Origin of the sequence: Rheinheimera sp. A13L, from assembly GCF_000217935.1 — a bacterium.
Taxonomy (GTDB): domain Bacteria; phylum Pseudomonadota; class Gammaproteobacteria; order Enterobacterales; family Alteromonadaceae; genus Pararheinheimera.
In genome coordinates this window covers 31,628-55,802 of sequence record NZ_AFHI01000023.1, presented here as the reverse complement: position 1 = coordinate 55,802, position 24,175 = coordinate 31,628, and the positions used below count along the sequence as shown (strand labels likewise).

The window sequence follows — 24,175 nt, the reverse complement described above, 5'->3', positions numbered from 1 at the left end:
TCTAGGATAGCTCATCCCTCTTATTTGCTTGTAAGGACAGATCATGCTCAGGATTTCTGCGTATCAGATAGAAAAAAGTTACAGCACAGTCAAAGCGGTTAATGGCATTAGTTTTGACGTTCAGTCTGGCCAGATTTTTGCGCTGCTTGGCCCCAACGGCGCAGGAAAATCTTCACTTATCCGTATGCTGGTCGGATTAACCAGACCCGACTCAGGCCAGATCCGTATTGAATATAAAGGAGAAGAACTCAGCACTTTGCCTCAACGTTGTTATGGCTATTTACCAGAAGACAGAGGGCTGTATCAGGACAGAACGGTACGCCAAAACCTGACCTACATTGGCAAATTAAGGGGCATGACCACAGCAGAGATCAGCACAGCTTTGATTCACTGGTGCACCCGGCTTGATCTGCTGGAAAAAATGGACGACAACCTGACTAAATTATCCAAAGGGAATCAGCAAAAAGTGCAGTTGATTAGCTGCGTCATGCATGCACCTGACTTGTTAATTCTGGACGAACCTTTTTCTGGTCTGGATCCGGTCAATCAGGAGCATGTATTGTCCATTCTGACTGAATTAAAACAAAGTGGCACTACTGTGATTTTAAGCGCACACCAGATGGCGCTGATTGAACGTTTAGCCGATCAGATGCTGCTGTTAAATAAAGGTCAACTGGTGGCTCAGGGCAGTCTGACAGAAGTCAGCCGGCAGTTGGACCCACAACAATGGTTTGAAGTCTGTTTTGAACAGCAGCTCCCTGCTGAGGCTTTGGATCACTTAACTGCAGTGGCAGAAGCAAAAGCCATAGACGACTGCAAATTCCAACTGACATTAAAGCCAGATGTAAGTGTCAGTCAGTTACTGCAACAGCTCAGCGCTGTGGCAGAGCTGGCGGATTTCAGCCGTATTCAACCCAGTTTGCATCAGTTGTATCTGACCGCGGTGCAGCAACACAATCAACAACAGCCCGTATCTCAGCCTAAAGATGCAGAAGGAGTTGCAGCATGAAATTATGGACTATAGCCGTCTTTGAGTTTCAACGTTATTTCAAATGGAAACAAGAGCTTATCACTATAGCTATACTGGCGGCCTTTTTAGTATTTTCCGCCCTTTGGCCAGTGGTAAAAACCTGGCTGGACAATGACTATAAAATTGCACTGGTCAGCCAGGCCGCAGCCCCTAAAGTCAGTGGTTATAGCTTTAGTCAAATTCCTGCAGACTCTGCAGAAACAGCACTCTCAGGTATTGGTGAAGTCTGGGACTTAGTGGTGCAGGTGCAGGACAATAAGCTGGTGATGACAGCGCAATCCAGTGCCAGCTGGCAGGAAAAACTGACTCCGGAACTGCAAAGCTGGTTACAAAAACAACGGATTGGCGAATTACCGCTCAGTACAGAGCAAAAAGAGATTGTAGATAACCTGCCTGATGCAGAGCTGGTTTTTCTGAAAAAAGATTCAGTCCAACAAAACAAAGAACAAAAATTAGTCAGCGGCGGCCTGCTGCTGCTGATGGTTGTTGGTGTATTTTCAGGTTTTGGTTTTATGTTTACCGCCATTACCACGGAAAAACAGCAAAGAGTCACTGAACAATTATTAACCCTGATCAGCAGCAAAGAATGGATTGACGGCAAAATTTTAGGTATTTCGCTGTTTTGCTTAAAAAGTATGATCACCACAGGTTTGTTTTTTTACATCATGCTGCAGGCCATTTCTATGATGAAAGGCAAAGGTATTTTTGTATTGCCGATCAGCCCGTCAGAACTGGTCAGCGCTTTAATTTTTGTCAGTTTAGGCTTATTGATCATCAACAGTTTTATGGCTGGTTTTGCCGCCACTATTGACGATCCAAACCATTCCAGCCGTTCGATCATCATGTTTTTGCCCAGCGTGCCTCTGGGTATAGTGTTCAGTGCGATGGACAATGCAGAAGGTAGCCTGATGCACATCCTCAGTTTGTTCCCGCTGACTTCTTTTGCGGCTATGCCGATGCGAATGGCCACAGTGTCTGTGCCCTGGTGGGAGTGGCTGTTATCTCTGGTTTTACTCATTGCTTGCCTGTTCTGGCTAAAAAATGCCGCCAGCAGAGTCTTTGAATTAGGGATCCGTATGTATGGCAAAGAACCCGAATGGTCCTTGCTGTTAAAAACCTTTTTATTTGCAAGGGTTAAAGATTAGAGCTCCAGGCAACTAGTCTACGCAATTGGTCTGTTAAGCGTTTGAAAACGTACTGAACTCTCTCATACTGTTATACTCTTAGAGCTAAGCCGGACCTTGCTGGTCCGGTATTAACACAAAGGATAGTTCGCATTTTGTTGTACAGGACTCTGGCCATTCTGGCGCTGCTTGCCGCCTCTGCCGCCGCAGCGCATCCCCAAATAGAACTCAAGGGCGTTTCAGGCCCCCTTGCCGAGAATATTGAACTTTATCTGGACCGATTACCGGCGAAAAACAACCTGGGTTCCAGACGTTTTCAAAACAAAGTCATTGAAGATGTCAAACTTGCAGGTCGGGCTGTGGGTTATTACCGCATGACTATTGAACCCAGCCTGGTGGGTAAAGATAAAAAACAAAAACTCCGGCTGACCATTAAACCAGGTGAAGCTTTGCGGCTGAAATCCGTCAAAGTAGAAATTTTAGGTGAAGCCTCCACAGATCCCGAATTCATCCAACTGGTAAAACAAGTAGGCCCTAAAGTGAATCACAGGGTGCATCATGGCCGCTATGAAGAAATCAAAAACCAGCTGAACTCTTTAGCGCTTCGCCGCGGCTATTTTCAGGCGAAGTTTGTCAAGCAAGAACTCTCAGTGGCACCTCGCTTGTTACAGGGGTTTATTCATATTCAATTTGATTCAGGCCCACGTTATCACTTTGGTGAAGTTGCCTTTGAAGGCAGCCAAATTCGTGACGAACGCCTGCGCTCCTTGCTGCCTTTTCAACCCGGTGAACCTTATTTGTCGAGCCAACTTGGCGAGCTGAATCAACGTTTGGCGGAAAGTAACTGGTTTCGCACTATAGATGTCACGGTCGATGAACCGGAAAATGCCGAACAACAACTGGCTGTCACTATTAAAGTGGAACCACAAGTTCGTAATACAGTGGAAACTGGTGTGGGTTACTCTACAGATTTAGGTCCACGCGTTAAGCTGAACTGGAACAGGCCCTGGCTAAATGACAGAGGCCATAGTTTTAACAGCAGAATGGCGCTGTCTGGTCCAGAACAAACCGTTGAAGCAGGTTACAAATGGCCAAAGAAAAACGTCAGTAACGACTTCTACAAACTGAACTTTGGTATAAAAAATAAAGATATAGAAGATACCCGCAGTCAGGAATATAACACTGCTCTGGAACGGCACTGGTTGCTGGCAGACGACTGGTACAGAACAGTATCCTTGCGCTGGCTGTACGAAGACTATGAACAAGGGCTGGACTCAGGCAGTGCGAATCTGATTATGCCTGGTGTCAGTTTTAGCCGCAGCTGGGACAGTGGTGGCAGCATGCCATCAGAAGCCAGCCGTTACTTAATTGGTACAGAAATTTCTGACCCGGCCTGGGGCTCAGACAGCAGTTTTGTGCGCATACGCAGCCGGGTCGGCTGGATCGGTTCCTTTTCTGAAGACCATCGTTATCTGGTGCGTTTTGATGCAGGAGCCATATTCAGAGAAGCCATCACCGAACTGCCGCCTTCATTACGTTTTTTTGCCGGTGGTGATAACAGCATTCGTGGTTATTCCTACGAGTCCATTTCACCTGTCGACGCAGATGGCAATCTGTTGGGTGCCCGTTATCTGGCAACAGCAGCACTGGAATACCAATACAGGGTGTCAGGCAATTGGTGGGCGGCCGCATTTTTTGACGCAGGCAGCGCCTGGAATGACAAAGCTGAAATTTATCGTGGTGTAGGTTTAGGTGTGCGTTGGGCCTCCCCTGTTGGTCCTATTCGTATTGATGTTGCCTGGGGACTGGATGTGCCCTCCGACCAGGCCTTGCAGTTGCATTTTAGTTTGGGGCCAGAGTTATGAGCGTGGAGAAAAATACAGGGCCTGATGTAAAAAACATCAGTTCAGATTTTAGTGTTAAAAAATTCTTTTTAGCCTTAGGTTTAGGGCTGTTGTTATGTCTTGTTGCGTTGTTTTACACCAACAAACCTTTGCAACTCCTGCTCAAACTGGTACCAGAACAGAGCCCGGTACAACTGGGCCAGATCAGCGGCACTTTGGCCGAAGGTTTTACGCTGACGGATCTACACTTTGCACAAAAGGGTATTAAGCTCAGGGTCAACACCCTGACAGCAAAAGTAGGCTGGTATTGTTTAGGCCGTTTTGAGATTTGTATAGATACAGCCACAGTGCAAGGTGTGCATCTTGTACTCAGTCCAGCCGCTGAAACTGCAGCTCAATCGGAAGAGACCCTGCTCGAATTACCCAAAGTCAGTATTAACCAGCTGAACATCAGTGATCTGACCTTGCACCAAGGCGAGCTGCAACTGAGCCTGAATAGCTTAAGCACAGAGCTGAAACTCGGTGGTCAGCAGATACAGTTGGGCGAGACGCTGCTGGAGCAATTGCAGCTGCGGTTGCCGGAAATGTCAGAACAACAAAGCACAACAGTCAGTGCAGAAGCCTGGTGGCATTATCAGCTGCCAGAGTTACAGCGCATTGAATTGCCCTTATGGCTTAGTATAAAAAAATTCACCTTACTCCAGCCGGAAATCACAGGTGCTCAGCAATTCTCAGCAGAACAGCTTAGTTTTTCACTGCAAGCCAACCCTGATCAATTTGAATTAACTGCACTTCAACTGACCGGACTGGAAACCAGCCTGCCTGACTTTCAAGGCCATCAGCTCAATGCCGAAGCACAACTTAGCCTGACCAACTCCACCCCTTTTGCAGTGCAGGGTTTTATTAAAGCAGACAGTGGCTCACTGGTGCTTAACAGCAGCATTGCAGGTTCACTTGAGGAGTTACAACTCAAGCTGGAGTTAACAGGCACTCAGCAAGCCACAGCACAGGTAGAGATTGCCCCGCTGACTGCCGGATTACCGCTGTCACTGCAACTGAACGCCAGCAGTTTACAATGGCCACTGCAAGGTGAAACCTTATACAAACTGCAGGCTGTGACAGTGGATGCACAAGGCTCATTGGCGGATCTGAAGCTTTCAGTAAAAAGCCAGCAGCAATTGCCACAACTGCCCGACAGCCAGTTACAGCTGACAGCCTTATGGCAGGCGCCACTGTTCAGTTGGTCAGCCTTAACCCTGACCTCCTCTTTGGGCTCTGTCAGCAGTGCAGGAACTCTGGATTTAACCAAAGAGCTAGCAGTGGATGCCACTCTGGCGCTGGACAAACTGCAACTGGACCCCTGGCTAAAAGAGTACCCAGGCCAGTTAAGTGGTGATCTTCAAGTCAAAGCCAGTTACCACCAGCAGCAATGGCAACTGGAATTACCCGCTTTAGCTATTCAGGGCCAGGTGCGTCAGCAGCCACTGTCTTTGTCTGGCCAACTGAGTGCCAAAGGCAAAGCCTTAAATATAGAAAAATTAAGCAGCAAAACTCTGATACTGCAACATGGCAACAACAGCATCAAAGCCGAAGGTGAAGTCACAGATCAATGGCAGATGCAGCTCTTGGTCACAGCACCAGATCTGGCCAGTTCTGTTGCTGGTGCTCAGGGTAGCCTGAGCGCTGAAGCAAAAGTCACAGGGCCACAAAAGTATCCTGCTGTAGATATCAAATTACAGGCACAAAAACTGCGCTACAAAAAACTGCTGCGTTTGCAGAACATGAGCCTGAATGCGCAAATCAATAGCAATAATCTGGATCATCAACTCGAACTGACGCTGGGTAAAGGCATGCTGTCTGGCCAGAGGTTAAATTCTGCCCAACTTTTAATGACAGGCAATAAAAACAACAGCGATCTGGTACTGCAACTGGATGCTGTTGACTACAAAGCCCAGCTGCAGGCAACTGCCACAGCTAAACCAAAACAGCAATGGCAGATCAGCGTACAGCAAGCTCAGCTGCAAACCCCTGTAGGTCACTGGGCTTTGGCTGACACTCTGCCGATAGCACTGGACTGGCCCAAACAACAATTGGCTTTACCTGCACATTGCTGGACTTCTGAACCTGGTCATTTGTGTCTGGAAAAACCCAGCACCATCAGCAGCAGTCAGGGCGACTTATCTGTGAAGCTGCAACAGTTTCAACTGGCACTGCTGGAGCCTTTTATTGGTGAGTCACAACAACTGACAGGTGAAGCGGCCGCAGATCTGCAACTGAACTGGGGTAAAAAACAAGGCTTAAATGCATCAGTGAAACTCACAGGTACAGCAGGCCGCTGGCGACAAACGGATGTGAATCCGTTGCAACTGCCATGGCAAAGCTGGAATGCAACAGTACAGCTGACTCCAAAAAAGCTGTCCAGCGACTGGCACATGCAGTTTAGTGAAGACCGCTCTCTGAAAGGATCAGCTTCATTACCGGATTTAAGCGCCGAGGATAAAAAACTTGAAGCAGAGCTCACCCTGAGTCGGCTGGATTTAAGCTTTTTACGTACTTTATTGCCTGAACAAAGTGAATTTGTCGCCACCTTAAACGGTCAGGTTCGTGCCAGCGGTACACTGAACAGACCTTTGTTATCCGGTCAGCTCGCTGTCACTGAGGTAAAACTGCACGGCGCCAATGCACCACTGGATATTGAACAAGGCAATATGCAGTTGGATTTTTTACAGCAAAAAGCCATATTAACCGCCGATATTCAAAGTGGTGAAGGCAAAGCACAATTATCAGGTTATGCCGACTGGTTTGATTTAAAAAATTATCAGGCCAGACTGGCTCTAAGTGGTCAGGAATTACCACTGAACTTGTCGCAAGGCGTGGTGTATATCAATCCTGAAATTACAGTACTGGCGCAAAATCAGGTGGTCGCAGTGCAAGGCACAGTGCAAATTCCGCGTGCTGAACTGGCCATAGATGACTTACCACAAAACGCTGTACAGATCTCAGATGACGAAATTTTGCTGAATAAAGAACTGGAAGTGCGCCGTGGAGCTGTTACCAGTTCAGTTAAATTAGTCACCGAAATGCGTTTGATTTTAGGGGATGAAGTAAGGCTACAGGCTTTTGGTTTAAAAAGCCGGTTAAAAGGCCAGTTGTTGTTTAGTCAGAATGAGCAGCAACAACGCTTACGTGGCGAAGTGAATATTCTGGATGGTACTTTCCGTTCTTACGGTCAGGATTTACTGATCCGCAAAGGCAAACTGATCTTTAACGGCCCTGTTGATCAGCCGTTTTTAAATATCGAAGCCATTCGTAACCCCTCTTCTACTGAAGATGACGTGATAGCCGGGATCAGAGTCAACGGCCCTGCCGATCAGGCCTCAGTGGTGATTTTTTCCGAGCCATCCAAACCTCAGGCCAACGCTTTGTCTTACTTGTTGATGGGACGGGATCTGTCAGGCAGCGGTGACAGCAAAAGTAACCCACTGACCAGCGGTTTAATTGGCCTTGGCATTGCCAACAGCAACGGCATGGTCAGCCAGTTAGGTCAGGCATTAGGTTTTGAACAATTTACTCTTGATACTGCAGGCACGGGTGACGACTCACAAGTAACAGTCAGCGGCTATTTATCCCCCAAACTGCAACTAAAATACGGTGTAGGTATTTTTAACTCTTTGGGCGAATTTACCTTACGGTACGAGCTGATGAAAAACTTCTATCTGGAAGCAGTACAAGGCATAGACAGCGCCGTAGATGTGCTTTACAAGTTTGAGTTTGATTAAGGTTTTTAAGCAGAGTCCGGGATAGTTTCCGGCCCGTCTGAAACAATTCAGAGGGCCGCTTTCTTATAACGGAGTTGTTTTAATGGAGCAGTGTTCTGCCACTGCTTTATGCTTCAGGCTTTTGTAGTTGGCAAAACCACCACAGGAATAGCAGCTACATTGGTGATGACCTGCCGCTGCGGCAAATAAGGCAACAAGAGTTCTGTTTCTTTTTTGACGACTTCGTAACACTCACAACTCAGCGCTTCGAGTTTATCTCTGTCCAACACCTGGATATGGCCACGCGAATAAGTTATGGCTCCCTGTTGTTGCAACTTTATTGCAGCGTGAGTCACACCTTCTCTGCGAACACCCAGCATATTGGCCATAAACTCCTGTGTCATCGATAAGTTGTTATGGGTTAAACGATCCATCGACAGCAGTAGCCAGCGACACAGCTGCTGATCAATTGAATGGTGCCTGTTGCACACCGCAGTCTGAGCTACCTGAGTGATCAAGGCCTGGGTATAACGCAACATCAACTGCAATAACTGACCGTGTCGGTTAAATTCATCCTTTACCTGAGGCCGTGGCAGGCGATACGCATGACCAGCACTTTGCACCAGTGAACGGTTTGGTGTGCTCGCCCCGCCCATAAACAACGAAATACCTAACAAACCTTCGTTTCCTACCACCAGAATGGCTGTCGTAGCACCGTTTTCCATAATGTACTGCAATGAGACAATAGCGTCTGTTGGAAAGTAGACATGACGCATAGGGCGACCAGACTCATACATCACTGAGTTCAGCTGCAAAGACACCAACTCAAGGTGTGGAAATAAACGAGCCTGAACTTCAGGTGACAGCGCCGCCAGCAAATGATTTTGCTGCGGTTGCGGTGTGGTTTTTGTAGACATTAAAGCCCTCAAATAAGATGGAATAATATGCCTAACAAGGCAAAAACGGCCAGATCATGCTGGTGTAATTCATATGAGTTCTGTGCGGTAACACACATAAGAAACTTGCCGCGCAAAAAAATAGCAGCTAAGGATCCTGAGCCTGTACGTCACAACGTCTAAAGGTTGAATTGGAGAGGGAATGGGTTAAAAACATTTCAGTTTTTTTAACTTACTGAAATCAGTCAAAGTCTATGGAAGAAGCCCCGGGTGGGAGTCGGACTTAGAAATAGCAGACTGGAGCCACCATAACACAGTTCATGGCAGGATGTTGGTTTTTAATTTTTCACCCTGTGTTTGTTTTCTTAGCGGTATCAAGCTTATGTATCAAACCATTTTTTACTCTTAAATTCAGAACTATATAAAACAGATGTAACTCCAGGGCAGAGCTTCAGACATAGAGTTTCAAATTTGGATAAAATCAGGCTAAAAGCTCAATCAACGACTTCACCTTGTCTGGATCAATAAGGGCCTCTGCGACTCTGGTTATATCCTCTGACAAAGCGCGGTCCTCTTTGAGTGGCAATGCATACTGCCTTAACCATGCACACACTACTTGTGACGAATGGCTAAACGAATGGGTATTTTTTAGCTCAGCCCCTTGCACCAACACCAGGGCTTCAATGGCCAATATTTGATAAAGCTGAGTCAAACTGGTACTTGCTCTTCTGGCGGCAATAGTACCAAGGGGCACTATATCCTGATTATCAGCGTTGGTTGGGATGGATTGAATTGAGGCTGGCATCGCTTGACTGCGCAGCTCAGCGACCAGTGACGTAGCACAGACTTGCGCTCCCATAAAACCACTATGCAAACCTGTATCAAGAGGCTGCATAAACGCCGGAAGCCCTTTATTTCTTAAAGGATCAGTGATCCTTGCGATACGGCGTTCGCTGTATAGCGCCATTTGGATCAGTGCATTGTTTAAATGATCGCTGGCAAAAGCTAAATGCTGACCAAAAAAATTGCCCCCATGCAAAATAAGCTCATCTTCAGCAAACAGCAGCGGATTGTCAGTCACAGCACTCAGTTCAATCTTTACTGTTGTCGCATGCTGGCTAATCACATCAAGAGCAGCCCCCAGTGCCTGTGGAGCGCAACGTAAGGTATACGCATCTTGCAACAGCGGTTGGTTTTGCTGGATATCTTCTCCCATCAGATTAAGGTTCCTGGACTCTGCACACCATGGGACTAAAGCATCACTGCTGGCTGACAAACTCCATAACCAACTGTGTAGCTTTTGTTGACCTGGATGAGGCCGTAACTGTCCAATAGCAGGGTGAAATGCTTCTCTGTGCCCATTGAGTAACTCTGCGTATAACAGAACCAGTAAAGTACTAAGTTTTAACGCCCGCTCTGCAGCTGTTGCGTTTAATGCTGCTATGCCCACAGTTGCTGAAGTTCCATTCACAAGGGAGATAGCATCTTTTCCTTTTAATACCAGTGGCTGCCAACCCAGTTGCTGATGTGCATCCCTACTTTCTATCCAGAGTCCACCTTTTATGCTTACTTTTCCCCCTCCACTCAGGGCTCTTGCCAAATGTGCCAGCGGGGTTAAATCTCCGCTTGCTCCCACTGTACCTCGACATGGAATAAAAGGAACTATATCTGCATCCAGCCACTCTTGCATTCGTTTAATCAGCAAAGGATTGGCACCTGAGTGCCCTGACAATAAACTTATTAAACGAGCAACCATCATGGCACGAACCTGAGGATGAGTAAGAGGATCCCCCACACCGCTGCACAAGTGGTGAACTAAATTTTGCTGTAAAAGAGCTGATTGTCTTGGGTCTACCTCTGTGGTCGCTAAAGGACCATAACCCGTAGTCACACCATAAATTCGTTTTCTGTCCGAAATAGCACGGCAGAGGAATTTATGCGCGTTTTCTACAGCATGCATTTGTTTTTCGGTCACCACTAAAGTTTGGCGTCCAAGCGCGATGGCTTCAACATCTTCAAGCGTTAGCTGCTCAGAGCGCATAAAAAGTTTCCTTCAGGATTTTACCAGTCGGTGAGCTTACCCATCTCATTCATGGGTAAAGCAGCACCATAAGTGATTTGAACAGGACGCTCGGCCGCGGGCCAAAGTTTAATAGCATTGTTTATCTCTGTTGCAGTCTCATCTTCACTGGTTCTGGGGATCACAAAGGCTTTTAAACGAAGCTGAGCTCCTTGTTTAGCTACCCGAACTGTGCAGTCAGCAACACTTTCCAAGGCACGCAACTTCTGCCCTACATAGGTGACACTGACATTGACGCCACCTATGGAGGTCACCTCATCAAGGCGGCCTTTGAGTACGAAGTGACGTTCGTTGTCCCACTCTACATTGTCCAGCAGCGGCAGCTCAGCCCCATCATTCTCACGTTGAATATGCTGAGCATCGCAGCCAGGTTGCCAATGCTTTAATAATTGGTACGAGGTTTCCGGCAACCAACGTGCGGCTATACCACCAGTTTCGGTACTGCCATAAATATCTAACAGACCTGATAATCCCTGGCTTCGCAAACTTGAGCCTGTGTCCTCTGATAGTTCACCTGTAGAACAGACTCCATAAACAGCAGGCTCCCATGCCCGGCGTGACCTTGCTAAATAATCCCAACGTGGTGGCACTGTGACTAATAAATCGCCGCTTGATAGTTTTGGCAGCACAGCATCAGTCACAACCAACTGTGGAGTAGTTGCCATAGCAGGGAACGCCATTCCCAGCATAAACCCATACAAATGATGTAATGGTAACCAACTGACCACCCGCTTTATGGGCTTGGATGAAAGCAAAACGAGAGCCAATGAATCCACTTCGGCTTTTATATGTTCCCATTTATGATGATGCGAAGTCGGGTTCCCTGTACTTCCCGAGGTTCTGAACATAAGCCCCGAGGTTTCGCATGTCGCATTGGCGACCAGAGCTGCCCAGTCATCCAGGCTCTTTGTCATTAATAAACGATCTTCTGAGCCAGTCTCGTGTAAACAGAAAAATTCGTTGACGCAACTGGCCAGATGTAAAAGTTCCAGCGAGTCAATATCAGCTGGCTCTTGCCAGTAAGGAATAGCTATTCCCCTGTACGCACTTAACTCAGCACTCAATAATGATTGCAGCACTAGTTTGCAATCTGACACCGTCAGTTGCTGTGGCATGTCAACATCCTTAACCTTCACTTGGTGAATTCGAATAAAAATGCTGGCATAGGCCAGCACTTGAAGGGACCAAAACTACAGATTATAAGCGTTTTACAAAAATCCAAAAGCTATCGCCTGTCATCGCCTTTTTCATATGCACTTTCACTTTGGTCGGCTTCATCTGATAATCGAACACATATTCAAACATAGTGTTCAGGTCGCCTTTTTGAACTCCCTCCTTAAAACGTCCCTGGAACTCTTTACTCTGGGTACAAGGTGCTACATCAGTGAAAAAGTTTTTACCAATAACGGTTTTAGGATCACGACCTGTGATCGTTCCTTCTGCAGCGTTGTAATGAATGATTTTGCCATTACCGTCGAGCTGAATAGCACCAAATGCCAGTTTATCAAGAGCTTTATCATCCATTTTTGCCAGCGAGTTTTCGATATCGTCGCCGCCAAATCTTACTGTTTCCAACGTCATAGTTATTTCCTCAGCTACCTGTGCCTAAATCGGCGTAAAAAATTATGAAGAGCATATGAAAACGGCAAAATGACCTATGTCTCTTGCCAAGGTACCAGTAAAACCTGTACCTCACAAACAAGTTTATCTTGCCCACATTGATCTTAAACCCTTTGACGAATACGTAACACATAGAATATCGATCACCGGACACAGCAAGGTATTTCGCGCCCCTTGCTTTCTCGTTTGCACAACAACGGTGCCAATGGCAGGACTTATTTGAATCAGGATGGATGTTGTACAAATAAAAAGGACAATTTTTTATCAACGCTGAGACGGACTGACTGGTTGCAATTTGCTTAAAGCAACCTTTGCTGACTTATGCAAAAGACAGGGATGACAAAAAAATGCACGGCTGATAAGGCAGGGCCAGAACCTGCGTTTGGAAAAGACAATAACTCCGGAGCCTCACAACATCATCAGGCTTCGCCGTCACAAAGCCGCAGACAAAATCCAGAAAAACAGAAGCAATAAAACAGCTCAAATAACTATTCAAACAAACAATGTTTTGCTTTGAGTTTTTTTATCAACAACCCACAAGGAAAAAAACCGTAACCTACAAGGTCAATAACTTTACACAAAAGCAAAAGGCTTTATTTAGCTTCAGATAGCGACATAAACCTGAGCTAATCTCACCTCAAGGCCAGGTATTGCTGTGTGCGTCATTTATGAAAGCTGGTCTACGTCTGGCAGTTAGCTGATAGTTTATCTTGCGGTGGCGTGGCCACACAAAGCACTTGCAACTGTTCCTGATCATGCCAATAACATACTCTTAGTTCAGCAGGCCACTCCGAATGATACGCGCCCATTTTCGGCACAACGGTTAATTCAGCACTGTCCGGAGCATGTGCAATGATCCGGATACTGAGCAGGTCCAGTTGGTGTGCCATTCGCTCTGACAAAGCTTTAAATACTGCTTCTTTAGCAGAAAAGCACAGAGTGACGGCTATGACCATGTCGCGGCAGGCTGAGGTTAATAAATGCAGTTCAGCACTGGTCATTATGGCGGGCCAGATTTTTTCAGCCCTGTCAGGGCTCATCAGTGTTTCGGTATCAATACCTATAGCCACTGGTGTAAGGCAAACGACAGCTATTGCCAGCTGCGCGCAATGACTAATGCTACCGAAAAAACCAGCAGGCCACAGCGGCTGGCCATTGGCGCCCGAACTAACTGTAACAGGAATGGTTGAAGGTGCCAGTTGGTTAATAGCCATACGAGCACAATGGCGGCCTGCCAGATACTGACACTGACGCATCAATGACCTTTGTTTTAACGCTTCAGGCAACTCCAATCCGCTGGATAAAAAAGCAGCAAGCTGCCCACCTTCGCTGATGAACTGATAACGACAAATCACCAGTTTCAGTGGTTTGGTGTCCAACAGCAGCAGATGATGGCTGCTGTTGGCAAAAGAAGGAGGGACTACCATCAAGATTTTAACCAGTGCCTGATATAATCCATATGTTGTTGAATGAACTGTTCAAAACTGCAAGGTTGATAACCCATCACGTCGGCGAACACTGGTGTTGGAGGGTAATTTACTCCGTTGCGGCTCAGGCTTGTCATACCAATAAACATCTCCAGCGAACTGGCTGAAGCCCCCCGCTGCAGCATCATGCTGCGATATTCATCCGCTGTCGGCTGAATAAAGCGAAAAGGCCTGCACTGACTGCCAGCAAGCATAGTGTTGATCTTGTCAGCGGCCTGTGCAAATGTCATGGCCTGTGGTCCGGTGATCCGCATACAGCTTTGATGATATCCAGTCGGATCTTGCAGCAGTTTGGCAGCAAAGGCTGCCACATCTCTGACATCAATAAAACTGACCAGGCCTGGCCCGCCCGGAAACACCCACTGCCCTGCCTGAATGTGCCCAAGAAAGTTTTGCATAAACCAGTCAGGGTAGATAATGCTAAAATTTAGTGCTGACTGGCAAATACGCTGTTCGTATTGACCATGTAACCGGACAAAACTGATGTCAGATTGTGGGTCAGCCAGCGCAGACAACACCACCAGCTTATTCAGCCCTACCTGTTCAGCAATCCGGATAAATTGGTCCAGTTGCACCTCAAATTGCGGATCTTCATTACTGACCAGATAAGCAGCGCTGATCCCTGTTAAAGCAGCCTTCACGCTGGCTGCATCGGCATAATCACCCTGAACCAGTTCCACCAAAGCATCGGGTAAATATCTTTGCGCCTTTTGCGGATCACGTACCATGATCCGGGGTCTGATCCCCACTTTGTTTAACTGCCTCACAACTGCAGAGCCCGTTGTCCCTGTTGCTCCTGTCACTAAAATCATTGTTGCTCCTGTGGTGTCGGCTGTAAATAATCAAGCCATAAGCTGTCAACCCTGCGACTAAAAGCCGGGTGCTGCCGAAATGGCGTTAAACCGTCAAAATAATCCTGCCGCCGCACTATCAGTCCTTGTGGATCCAAACTCAGTACCGACACCAACTGGTAATGAACCTGCTGGGCTGGTTGTGCCAGAAAACGAATATCTGATTCCCAAAGCACCACCAGTTCTGATCCCTGCCGAATACTGCTGATAATTCGGGTGTTATCCACCTGGATCTGTGTCAGTAAAGCTGCAAAATGATCTTGAATATGGCTACGACCCTGCAAGCTAACATCCGGATCGGAAAATAAAGCGTCCGGATGATAATAACCTGCAAATTGACCTATATCCTGCGCACTGATTTGGCCCAACATCTGGGGTAATGGTAAAGACTCCTGGGGAGTCGCCGCGGTACGGCTGGTTAAGTGGCTACAGCCACTTAACCAGCACAGCAGCAACAACAGGCCTAGCTGCTTTATATTCACTATTGAGCCACCTGTAATTGTGGAGTTTCTTCAACACCCTGAGCTGTTTTGACATCGGCAAAAAACCAGGGGGCGTATAGAGTGACAACAAAAAGAGACATCATTCCACTGACAAACAACGACAAACCAACCAGCATTCCGAGGTCTACCAGAGGTTTAAACTCAGAGAACAACAAGGCTACAAAACCGAGGGTAAATACCAGAATATTCACCAGAATAGCCCGACCTGAGATCAGAGTTGCCATTTCTACTGCCTGAGGAATATCCAGACCGCGTTGCATTTCAGCTTTGATCCGTACAATAAAATGCACTGAATAGTCGACTATACCGAGCACAAGAAAGGACGTAATAGCGGTACCTATGTTTAACTCAATATTAAAGCTGCCCATCAGAGCAAAATACACTACGACCGTCGCCAGCAGAGGCAGAGTACCTGCCAGTCCAAGCCGGAAAGACCGCAACCACAATGACATCACCAGCAATACAGTGGCAAAGGCCAATAACAAACTTAATGTCTGACTGGTAATTAATGCGTCAAGTACAGTGCTCCAGATCACAGGGGTACCAGCGAGCTTTACCGAATAACCTTCTGGTGTGTTTTCTGCAAGCCAGGGGTTTAACTTGTCGAGGAACAAGTTGTAATCGCTGGCAACTGTGGTGCCCAAAGTATAGAGCAGCATCGTTTTGCGAAAATCAGTGCTGTATACGTTGGTAATATCCGTACCACCCCCATTTTCGTACATCAACACGGCCTGACGAACAATGTCTTCACCTGACACTTCAGTGACAATAGTCTGCCCTGTTTGCGGATCCGTTTCAGTGAACTTTTCAACAGCAACTGGCAAGCGATTGTACTGCTCGTCAAAGTCGTTCATGGTGTAATTGATACGGCGTACATAGCGGGCAGCCGAGTAGCTGAACGTTACGTTTTCCTGCTGATGAATAAAAGTCTCCAGCGCGTCGACAAAGGTCAGCATCTCCAGCGACATCGCTTTATTTTCAGCGCCGCTATCAATTTCTATCCAGCCAGGACTGGTGCCGGCAATATGCTGATTGATAAAGTCATCTGAGATCCGGAAATCACTGGTTTTAGCAAAATAACCACTGCCCATATCATCAATCCGCACATGAGTAGCCAGATAAGCAAAAGAAGCCATCATCAGAATAAAAATCCAGTTAAAAGCGTTCCGGTGCCTTGTTACTGGCCGTAACATAGCAGTCAGTACTCTGCTGACCAGGTAACGACGAGCAACCTGAAGATCGTCTTGTGCAGAGGGGGCTGCGGCCATGGCCGGAGTTTTGCCCTTAAACAATGCAATAGCTGCCGGTAATAACAGCAGTGAAATGATCAGGGCTGCAAACATGCCAAACGAAATCAGAATGCCGAAATTCTGCAGACTCTCAATGGCGGTTGAAGTCGACACTGTAAAAGTCGCACAAGTCGTCACTGTGGTCAGAATAACAGGTGAAATCATCATCAGCATCGCGCGTCGCATTGCTTCTACCCGTGCGCCAACCACCTTGCGCTGATGGTAGTATTCAGCCATGACGTGAATGGCATCAGACGAACAAATAGTGATCAGAAACACGGGCAGTATTGCCGTGATCACATCCAGTGGCATCTGCAGGATGGCCATCATGCCTAAGGTCCAAATGGTGCATAACACCACGTTCAGCATAGGTAAAAGCACCCCAAGAATAGTGCGGAAAAACACGGCAAGAACCACGGCAATAATGAGCAAAACCAGGGGCAACAAAGTGGCAAAGTCATGGTCAATCACTTGCTTTTGTGCAGCAAAAAACACAGGAACACCGCCGATATAAACTTCGTCAGTAAATTCAGGGTGGGCGTCCTGATACTCAGATACCATCTTCTGAAAGGCTTCATAAGCTCTGATCTGGCCGTATGCATCATCTTCAAGCAGACTCAACTCAACCACTAATAAAGCGACTTTGCCTTCTTTATCAATAAAACCATCTTCCATCAGTTCGTTGTTCATAATGGCTTTACGGATAACGTCCGGATCGGCATCGTATTGATTCAGGGTTTTTTGTGCATACAAAGTACCTGATGCGTCGGTAAACACGTTTTCGGTAGCTGCCATACCCGCCATTTCCCTTACCGGGTCAGCCCGTTCCGCTATAACCAACAAAGATTTCCTGTCAGCCGCAGGCAGATCAGTGCTCTGTTGCCAAAGCTGGCGCAATAGCGGCCCATCGGCCTGAGTCAAGCCATCCTGTAAAATCTGATCAAGCGCTTTGCTCAGCTGGGGATAGCTGTCGCGAATGGCTGTTAACCGTTCAATGTCAGATCCATCAACAAAATTGATGGCCTTCGATTGTTCTGTCAGTTCAAAGATCGCGTTCAGCGTAGTTTTATTGAACACAGATTCTTTGTGGTGAACAGCAACCAGAATAGAGTCGTATGTGCCAGTAAAGTCGCGTCGCATATCATAGATGACACTTCGAACCGGGTGTTCTGCGGGTAGAAAATAGGGGTTGTTGTCTTCGGTTAATCCCACCATCGCATTAAAGAAGTAGAATGTAAGTGCCGCCAGGCCAATAAGAATAGCCCATGCGAATCTGAAAACTAACTGTAAATATTTTTCAATCATTTTATTTTGCCTGTTGTCTTAGTTAGAATGATTCATGGTTAATTGAACCACATCAGATTTATCTACACCGCGCTTAATACTCATGATATTAAATAACCCATCAGACAGACCAACATTATAAACAGTCTTATTGTATTTAATATGGGACTCCTTTTCTTCCGTGAAATTCACCATTTTCGACTCCACAATAGTCCATATATCCTGCACAAGTTCTACCTTTAGAGACTGCTGCTTTTTAAAAACAATTCCTTTTGCATCGACGTAATCTTGCTGCAGTACAATATCCCGCTCTTTATCTACATAAATAACTACTTTGTAATAACCTGCTTTGTTTATGACATCCTGATTAACTGGCGTTCGTTCTATCTTCCAGGTATCACGTCCATCAATAGTTTCAGAGCCAACTATGGTTGATTTAAAATCTGCAACCCGTAATTTGTCCAAATCAAAATAAGAAAACTCACTGCCCATAAAAGCGCCGCGCTTATCTTTAGCAGAAATACGCCTTACTTTTCGAAACGCTGGCAAATACATCCATTGTTCATCTTCAATTTGTTTTGTTTCTTTAAATACTTTCACTAAAAAGCCAACGTTTCTGACATCTGAAGGTGCTTGAACAGAAATAAATAAAAACTCTTCGTCGCCAATATCTTTTTGCAACATATACATCGATTTTTCGCTACTGCCTCCTCCTTTTGTTTTGGTCGTTAACGTCATGTCAGAAATATAATCCTGACCGTCATACCGATCTCTTACTTTTGCCAACACAGAGTCCGCATCAGCTGCGGACGCCATGAATGATGAAATCAGGAACCCTGCTAATAATGTTTTTTTCATACAATTGCTCTCCCTATAAATAAAAAACGACAGACAACATTGCTCTGTCACGATCCGAAAACTGGCCAATGGAATTACGAGAGCTGCCTGACATAAAATCCAGATTCAATTTCATGTGCAGCGACTCTGAGTATTTAAACGTCGATTTAATTTGCGACAGAACGCCGCCACCATTCGTGGGGATAGTTGAAATCGCAGACTTAAAAATCAGATTGCCACTAAGAAAGTCACGTTCTGCCGACAAGGTGTAAGTAGGTTCAAACTGCGGCACCATTAATTCTGACTGATGGTTGTGCAGATATTGCCCGGCCAGTTGGAAAGTGAAAGTCCAGTCAATATGGCGATAATCCACACCTAACAACGCTTGCCATTTATCAATCAGGGCATAGTCTGTTGTCAGATGGGGCACCGCCAGGTTGGCAGTCCTGGCCAGTTCAGTTCTGAACAGCAATGAATCATAGGGTTTGCTGTAACTGGCTCCGAGCATCAGATAACGGTGCAGCAGATAGGCAAACTCTGCCTGCGGCTCAGATGCAAGCATGACCGGATCATCGTTGTAGCCGGAAAAGGCATAAAATCCGGCATCACCATCCCAGAGGTAACTACTGAGTTTTAAACCAAACTCCAGCTTGTTATTGTCACTGATACTGACGGGTAACGCCGAAGCAAACGCCAGTTCTCCGCCATCTGGAACCAGAGTATTGGACTGGTACCCGGCAATAGCCAACAACTCAAGGCTGACCTGCTCTGTCAAGGCTGTTTCCAGTTTTGCCATCGGCAACGCCTGACGCTGTTCGTCCAGATCAATCAGAATAAAGTCCCGGTAGTTCACCGGGTTAACCACATCAACCAGCCTCAGTTCGTCGGCTTCACCCCAGGCGACTTTTTGCCAGCCCAGACGAAAATCCACATCATTGTTCTGCCAGGCAACATACACATCATCCAATAACAAACGTCGCTGATATTCAGTCCGGTCGGCCGGGCTGTATCTGCCTTCGCCACTGTAGACAAAGTCATAGCTGAGACGGCTGTCAAACTTCAGCAAATAAGCATCCTGCCGGTGCTCGAAGTCAATTCCGACTACAGCTTCCTGACGAGTGCTGTAGTCTTTCACCAGATTCTGACCATAATTGACTTCCAGAGTTGGCTGCCAATAAGTCTCGCCTGCGGCCAGCCCCGGCAGCAAAGCTAACGCCGTAGCCATTACAATCCGCATCCGTCACCTCCGTCTATGACAAGAGACTGAGCTGTAATCATCCGGCTTTGGGCTGATAGCAGAAACTGGATCGCATGCGCGACATCGTTAGCCTCCACCATTGACCGTAAAGGGATCCGCTTTTTAATGCGGCGTAACATATCTGCTTCCGCAATACCCGTCAGGTCAGCTTGTCGGCGCACTTCCCGCCTTAACATAGGTGTGTCTACCCAACTGGGTAACACTGCATTCACTCTGATGCGCCTTGAAGCCAAATCCAGTGCAGTAGCTTTCACCAAACCGAGTAAACCGTGTTTACTGGCGCAATAGGCAGAGTTGGCTTTTTTGCCAATCAGACCAAGGATGGAAGACACAATAACAACACTGGCACCATCGGCCAGCCGGGGTTCCAGCACAGCAAGCAACCGCTGCACCGACGTCAGATTGGTCAGCAGCACCTTGTCCCAGATTTCGCACTGGTCCAGCTGATTTTCGTCGGCGATGCCGTGACTGATCACCAGTTCGTGGATACTGTTGTCGGCCAGCAGTGGTGATAATCCGCTGGTCAGTTGCTCTGTATTGGTGAGGTCAATAGCGAGTGTCTCAACAACAACACCCGGAGGCGCTGTTGCAGCCAGTTCGGCCAAAGTGTCAGCCTGCCGGTCAAGCAGAATAAGATTCTTGCCAGGCACTGCCATCAACTGCTGACTGATAGCCGCGCCGATGCCACTGGCTGCGCCTGTAATAACCACAGTAAAAGGTTGACTGCTCATGACAACAACAGACCTCCGTTGACAGCCAGAACTTCACCCGTCACATAATGATTGTCAGGATCGGCCAGATACAAAACCGCTCTGGCGATATCCTCAGGTTGGCCGAATCTGTTGCTGAGGATACGTTTTTTCAGCTGTTCGCCCTGACTGGCTAATAATTCCTGCACCATATCGGTTTCAATCACGCCAGGCGCGACACAATTGACCCTAATGCGTTTTTTCGCCACTTCAACTGCCAAAGCACGGCTGAATGCTTCAAGCCCACCTTTACTTGCAGCATAAGTGGTTTGTCCAGGATTAGGTTTCTGTGCGCTCACCGAGGAGATGTTGATAATGTTACCCGTACGACGAGGTAGCATCAGTTGCAACGCTGCTTTACAGCAGCGGATCGGTGCCAATAGATTCAGCTCTATCACAGAGGTCAGTTGCTGTTCATCCATCACGGCAAGCAACGAATCCGCTGTAATACCGGCATTATTAACCAGTAGATCGAGCTGTGGAAAATGTTCGTTGTAAGTGTTGAACAACTGTTCAATAGCTTCAGGCGAGGACAAATCCGCTTCAATTGCCAACACTTTGCAGCCTGTAGTGCTAAGAGCAGCAGACAACGCATCAGCGTCTGACTGACGACGATAACAAAATGCAATGTGGTAGCCGGCCTCTGCCAGTTTCAGTGCCAAAGTGCGGCCAATGCCACGGGTTGCACCTGTCACCAACGCATATAATTCATTCATGCTTGATGCTCCTACATGGACTGACTGGTTTTGGCCTGCGCCAGACCAAAACCATGGTGCGCGGCCAAACGATGAATTTCTGCAACATTCCGGATATCCAGATCGCCGTAGGAGTAGTGATGGAAATGATTTTCCATGCCAAGCACTATGGTTTCCGCCATACAAGCGTAAATCTGTCCTGGTTGCAGGTAAGCCCGCACGTTTTCTGGCAGGCTTTCGCCATGAGGTGTTGCGACAATGCCCCCCCGGATGCAAACCAAATCTGGCCGGCCAGCCAGCGCCTGCTCATCCAGATTGTGTGGTACAGATACATCACAGATCACTGCGCCATGGCGCAACAGCTCTACAGGTAAAAATGCGTCAGCAGCGTTGGTGGCACAGACCACAACTTCATAACCCTGCACCAGCCGGATGTCATCAGACAGCAACAACGGAGCATTTGCCTCATCTGCCATCAGTTCGAAAATCGCTTGTCCGGCCTGCGCTGGGGCCAGTTCCGGTTGGGCCAGCCACTGGGCAATAGTTGGGTGTTGCAATAACTGCTGACAAATACCTGTAACGGGCACAGCGTCCAACAGTTGCTGCCAGCAGTGTTGATAAATCTGACAGACACTTTGGTGCAGCCGTTTGTCAGAGCCGGCGCGACCGCTGCCAATCAGCAACAACTGTCGGCAATGGGTGCTTAGTGCAGTGGCATAAATACTGCCAATATTACCGGCGGCCCCTATCACTGCAGCACGCCATAGCTGCTGCGGCTGCTCCGCCATTGCTTGTAATACTGCTGCGACCGACATCGCGACAGTCAGAGAATTACCTGTCGTCAGTGCGATGTTGGTCGCGCGCACTGATTTGGCGTTGTTGGTGACCACTGAAGTAAACATACCAAGACCCGCAACCTGACAACCGTCTTGCTGTGCCGTCTGAATACGTTCGTCGATGGCGTCCCGCAATCTGCCTAAATCGTTATCAGCCAGCATCCGGGCAATACGGTTTGATGTCAGGCCAAGCGGATACATCACAAAATCCAGCTCAACACCTGTCGCAGAGACAAAACGTTGCGCGGGCAAAGGGGCAACCCGCCAATCAAAATCCAGCCGGTTCAGCAACAGATCGGCTTCCTCAACCGGTACGTGCTGCATAGAAGGGTCAATCTGCGCCAGCCAGTCGGCGGAAATCAGATGATTAATAAAGGCGACACGCACGGCAGCCGGCGGTAGTGCTGGTTCAACTGGCGCTTGCTGACGAAAATCCTGCAGCTGGCTGCGGTTGCTTCGGACTTTCAGGTTGCGGGTTAAAAACCGCAGGAAATAATAAGAATCCTGATAACGCAGGGTTTGACACAAATCAGCAAAAGCCTGATAAACGCTTTCAATATGCTGTGGTGTCAGACAAAGATTGGGTTCCATTCTGATCACATTGGGGGCACTGGCTGAGGGGGCGACCCGCAATGCATGCTGGTTCAGTAGGAAGCCAGCGGCCATATAACCCAATGAATCCTGATAGGACATTGTGCGGAACATCATTGAACTGGCGTTGTGCTGCGAGGTAAGCTCTACACCCAGTAGAAATCCCCTGCCCCGCACCTCGCTGATCACATCTGGGTATAAAGTTTGCAAATCTTTCAGTCGTTGCAGTAACAATTCGCCAAGCTGGTTGATTTGAGTAAATGCAGCGCCTTCATTCTGATACAACAGCTCAAGATAATGCAGAGCCACAGTCGCAGAATGTTCATCTTCGCCAAAAGTGGAACTTTGTACCAGATCGTAACCTTGCACATAAGCAGAGCTTTTAATAGCAACCAGACCAATTTTGACCAGTCCACCGCCCAATGCCTTAGACAGGATGACATAATCAGGCTGTAAACCTATCTGACTGCCGGCAAGAAAACTGCCGCAGCGGCCAGAGCCACTTTGAATTTCATCTGCAACCAGCGGACATCTTAATAACTGACTGGCTTGTTTGAGCTGCTCGCTCTGAGCTGACGTCAGGCAGCGGATACCACCTTCGCCCTGCACTGGTTCAGCAAAAATAGCACTGACAACCCGGACAGGCTGCCAATACAACGAAAACTGATCACCCAGTTGCTTCACTGCAATAATAGATGATGCAGGAAAATCACGAGCGAATGCCAGGATCTCATCAGCGTCACAGAACCGTACATCCAGCCCCAGGTGCCGGTAAGGTCCGCTGTAACCGCTGCCGTGGGTCAGTTGCACTGAACCACTTAATTTGCCGTGAAAACTGTTTTTTAACGCGATAAAACAGGGTTTACGCTGCAAAACCTGTTGGTTGTAGTGCTCAATAGCATTGGCGAGATCAGATGCATTACTGTTTGTTGCGACATTTAAAACCTGACTGAATTCGGTTGGGATCGTCAGTTGTCGCTGCAACCTTTTTAATTCACTGAGCCTGAAGTTTATTTCCGTAAGTTGTTTGTTTACCTCTGTACTGCGCGCGAGTTCAGCGTGTTTCACTGCAATTTCAACAGCTTCGGCCCCGGTTGAACAAAATGAAAACAGGAAATCCTCGTTGGAAGCTGCTTCCTGACGCAGGATCTCATTCAGTCTTGCCGCAAGTCTGGCTGGCGCTGTGCGCACCGAAAACTGGCTATGCACCGGACAACCTTCATGAAAAGCAGCCACAGCAGTACGCACAAGCTCGGGATGATGGTGCTGTAGCAACACAGCTCCATAGCCTCCCAGCAAATCCAGTACTGCTTTTTCTTCACTGGTCTGTTCATCCCAATAATACAAATATGTGGTAGCAGCCCTGTGGTAAACGTAGTTGAGTCCCATGGCCTGCAAAGCAGCATGTAGCGAGGGCTTACAAAAGTGTTGGTATTCGTTCAT

General features: G+C 47.4%; 17 protein-coding genes. 4 read left to right on the top strand and 13 right to left on the bottom strand.

Annotation, left to right across the window (positions count from 1 at the left end; all coding sequences use genetic code 11):
* Window positions 1-43: 43 nt before the first annotated feature.
* The 4 genes from RHEIN_RS12765 (at window position 44) to tamB (ending at window position 7,777) form a co-directional block, all read left to right on the top strand.
* On the top strand, window positions 44-1,009 hold the full coding sequence (locus tag RHEIN_RS12765; RefSeq protein WP_008899387.1) for an ABC transporter ATP-binding protein: 966 nt from the start codon (window positions 44-46) through the stop codon (window positions 1,007-1,009).
* Window positions 1,006-2,175, top strand: a complete 1,170-nt coding sequence (locus tag RHEIN_RS12760) for an ABC transporter permease (RefSeq protein WP_008899386.1) — start codon at window positions 1,006-1,008, stop codon at window positions 2,173-2,175. The genes RHEIN_RS12765 and RHEIN_RS12760 overlap by 4 nt, the downstream gene beginning before the upstream one ends.
* Before the next feature lie 134 nt (window positions 2,176-2,309).
* Window positions 2,310-4,019 carry an autotransporter assembly complex protein TamA gene (gene tamA, locus RHEIN_RS12755; protein WP_008899385.1) on the top strand — a complete coding sequence of 570 codons (1,710 nt, stop codon included), beginning with the start codon at window positions 2,310-2,312 and terminating at the stop codon, window positions 4,017-4,019.
* On the top strand, window positions 4,016-7,777 hold the full coding sequence (gene tamB, locus RHEIN_RS12750; RefSeq protein ID WP_008899384.1) for an autotransporter assembly complex protein TamB: 3,762 nt from the start codon (window positions 4,016-4,018) through the stop codon (window positions 7,775-7,777). Before tamA ends, tamB begins: the two co-directional genes overlap by 4 nt.
* Window positions 7,778-7,890: 113 nt before the next feature.
* On the opposite strand, the gene RHEIN_RS12745 is transcribed toward tamB, so the two are convergent.
* The 13 genes from RHEIN_RS12745 to RHEIN_RS12685 form a co-directional block, all read right to left on the bottom strand.
* Window positions 7,891-8,673, bottom strand: coding sequence for a Crp/Fnr family transcriptional regulator (locus RHEIN_RS12745; protein ID WP_008899383.1), 783 nt, complete (start codon window positions 8,671-8,673; stop codon window positions 7,891-7,893).
* A 460-nt stretch (window positions 8,674-9,133) separates the two neighbouring features.
* Window positions 9,134-10,693, bottom strand: a complete 1,560-nt coding sequence (locus tag RHEIN_RS12740) for an HAL/PAL/TAL family ammonia-lyase (protein ID WP_008899382.1) — start codon at window positions 10,691-10,693, stop codon at window positions 9,134-9,136.
* Window positions 10,694-10,713: 20 nt separating this feature from the next.
* On the bottom strand, window positions 10,714-11,847 hold the full coding sequence (locus RHEIN_RS12735; RefSeq protein ID WP_008899381.1) for an AMP-binding protein: 1,134 nt from the start codon (window positions 11,845-11,847) through the stop codon (window positions 10,714-10,716).
* A gap of 82 nt (window positions 11,848-11,929) precedes the next feature.
* Window positions 11,930-12,313: a photoactive yellow protein gene (pyp, locus tag RHEIN_RS12730; RefSeq protein ID WP_008899380.1), complete on the bottom strand. Its 384-nt coding sequence runs from the start codon at window positions 12,311-12,313 to the stop codon at window positions 11,930-11,932.
* Window positions 12,314-13,032: 719 nt separating this feature from the next.
* Window positions 13,033-13,779 carry a 4'-phosphopantetheinyl transferase family protein gene (locus RHEIN_RS20455; protein ID WP_008899379.1) on the bottom strand — a complete coding sequence of 249 codons (747 nt, stop codon included), beginning with the start codon at window positions 13,777-13,779 and terminating at the stop codon, window positions 13,033-13,035.
* A complete protein-coding gene (locus RHEIN_RS12720) occupies window positions 13,779-14,651 on the bottom strand; it encodes an NAD(P)H-binding protein (RefSeq protein WP_008899378.1) in 873 nt (290 codons plus the stop codon). Before RHEIN_RS12720 ends, RHEIN_RS20455 begins: the two co-directional genes overlap by 1 nt.
* Window positions 14,648-15,172, bottom strand: a complete 525-nt coding sequence (locus tag RHEIN_RS12715; RefSeq protein ID WP_008899377.1) for a nuclear transport factor 2 family protein — start codon at window positions 15,170-15,172, stop codon at window positions 14,648-14,650. The genes RHEIN_RS12720 and RHEIN_RS12715 overlap by 4 nt, the downstream gene beginning before the upstream one ends.
* On the bottom strand, window positions 15,172-17,787 hold the full coding sequence (locus RHEIN_RS12710; RefSeq protein ID WP_008899376.1) for an efflux RND transporter permease subunit: 2,616 nt from the start codon (window positions 17,785-17,787) through the stop codon (window positions 15,172-15,174). The genes RHEIN_RS12715 and RHEIN_RS12710 overlap by 1 nt, the downstream gene beginning before the upstream one ends.
* A gap of 18 nt (window positions 17,788-17,805) precedes the next feature.
* Window positions 17,806-18,624, bottom strand: coding sequence for an outer membrane lipoprotein-sorting protein (locus RHEIN_RS12705; RefSeq protein WP_008899375.1), 819 nt, complete (start codon window positions 18,622-18,624; stop codon window positions 17,806-17,808).
* A gap of 13 nt (window positions 18,625-18,637) precedes the next feature.
* Entirely contained in the window at window positions 18,638-19,840 is a 1,203-nt protein-coding gene (locus tag RHEIN_RS12700) for a DUF1302 family protein (RefSeq protein ID WP_008899374.1), read from the bottom strand.
* Window positions 19,828-20,592, bottom strand: coding sequence for an SDR family NAD(P)-dependent oxidoreductase (locus RHEIN_RS12695; protein ID WP_008899373.1), 765 nt, complete (start codon window positions 20,590-20,592; stop codon window positions 19,828-19,830). Before RHEIN_RS12695 ends, RHEIN_RS12700 begins: the two co-directional genes overlap by 13 nt.
* Window positions 20,589-21,326: an SDR family NAD(P)-dependent oxidoreductase gene (locus RHEIN_RS12690; protein ID WP_008899372.1), complete on the bottom strand. Its 738-nt coding sequence runs from the start codon at window positions 21,324-21,326 to the stop codon at window positions 20,589-20,591. The genes RHEIN_RS12695 and RHEIN_RS12690 overlap by 4 nt, the downstream gene beginning before the upstream one ends.
* 11 nt (window positions 21,327-21,337) lie before the next feature.
* The gene (locus tag RHEIN_RS12685; protein WP_008899371.1) at window positions 21,338-24,175 is read right to left on the bottom strand and encodes an aminotransferase class III-fold pyridoxal phosphate-dependent enzyme; all 2,838 of its coding nucleotides are present in this window, start codon (window positions 24,173-24,175) and stop codon (window positions 21,338-21,340) included.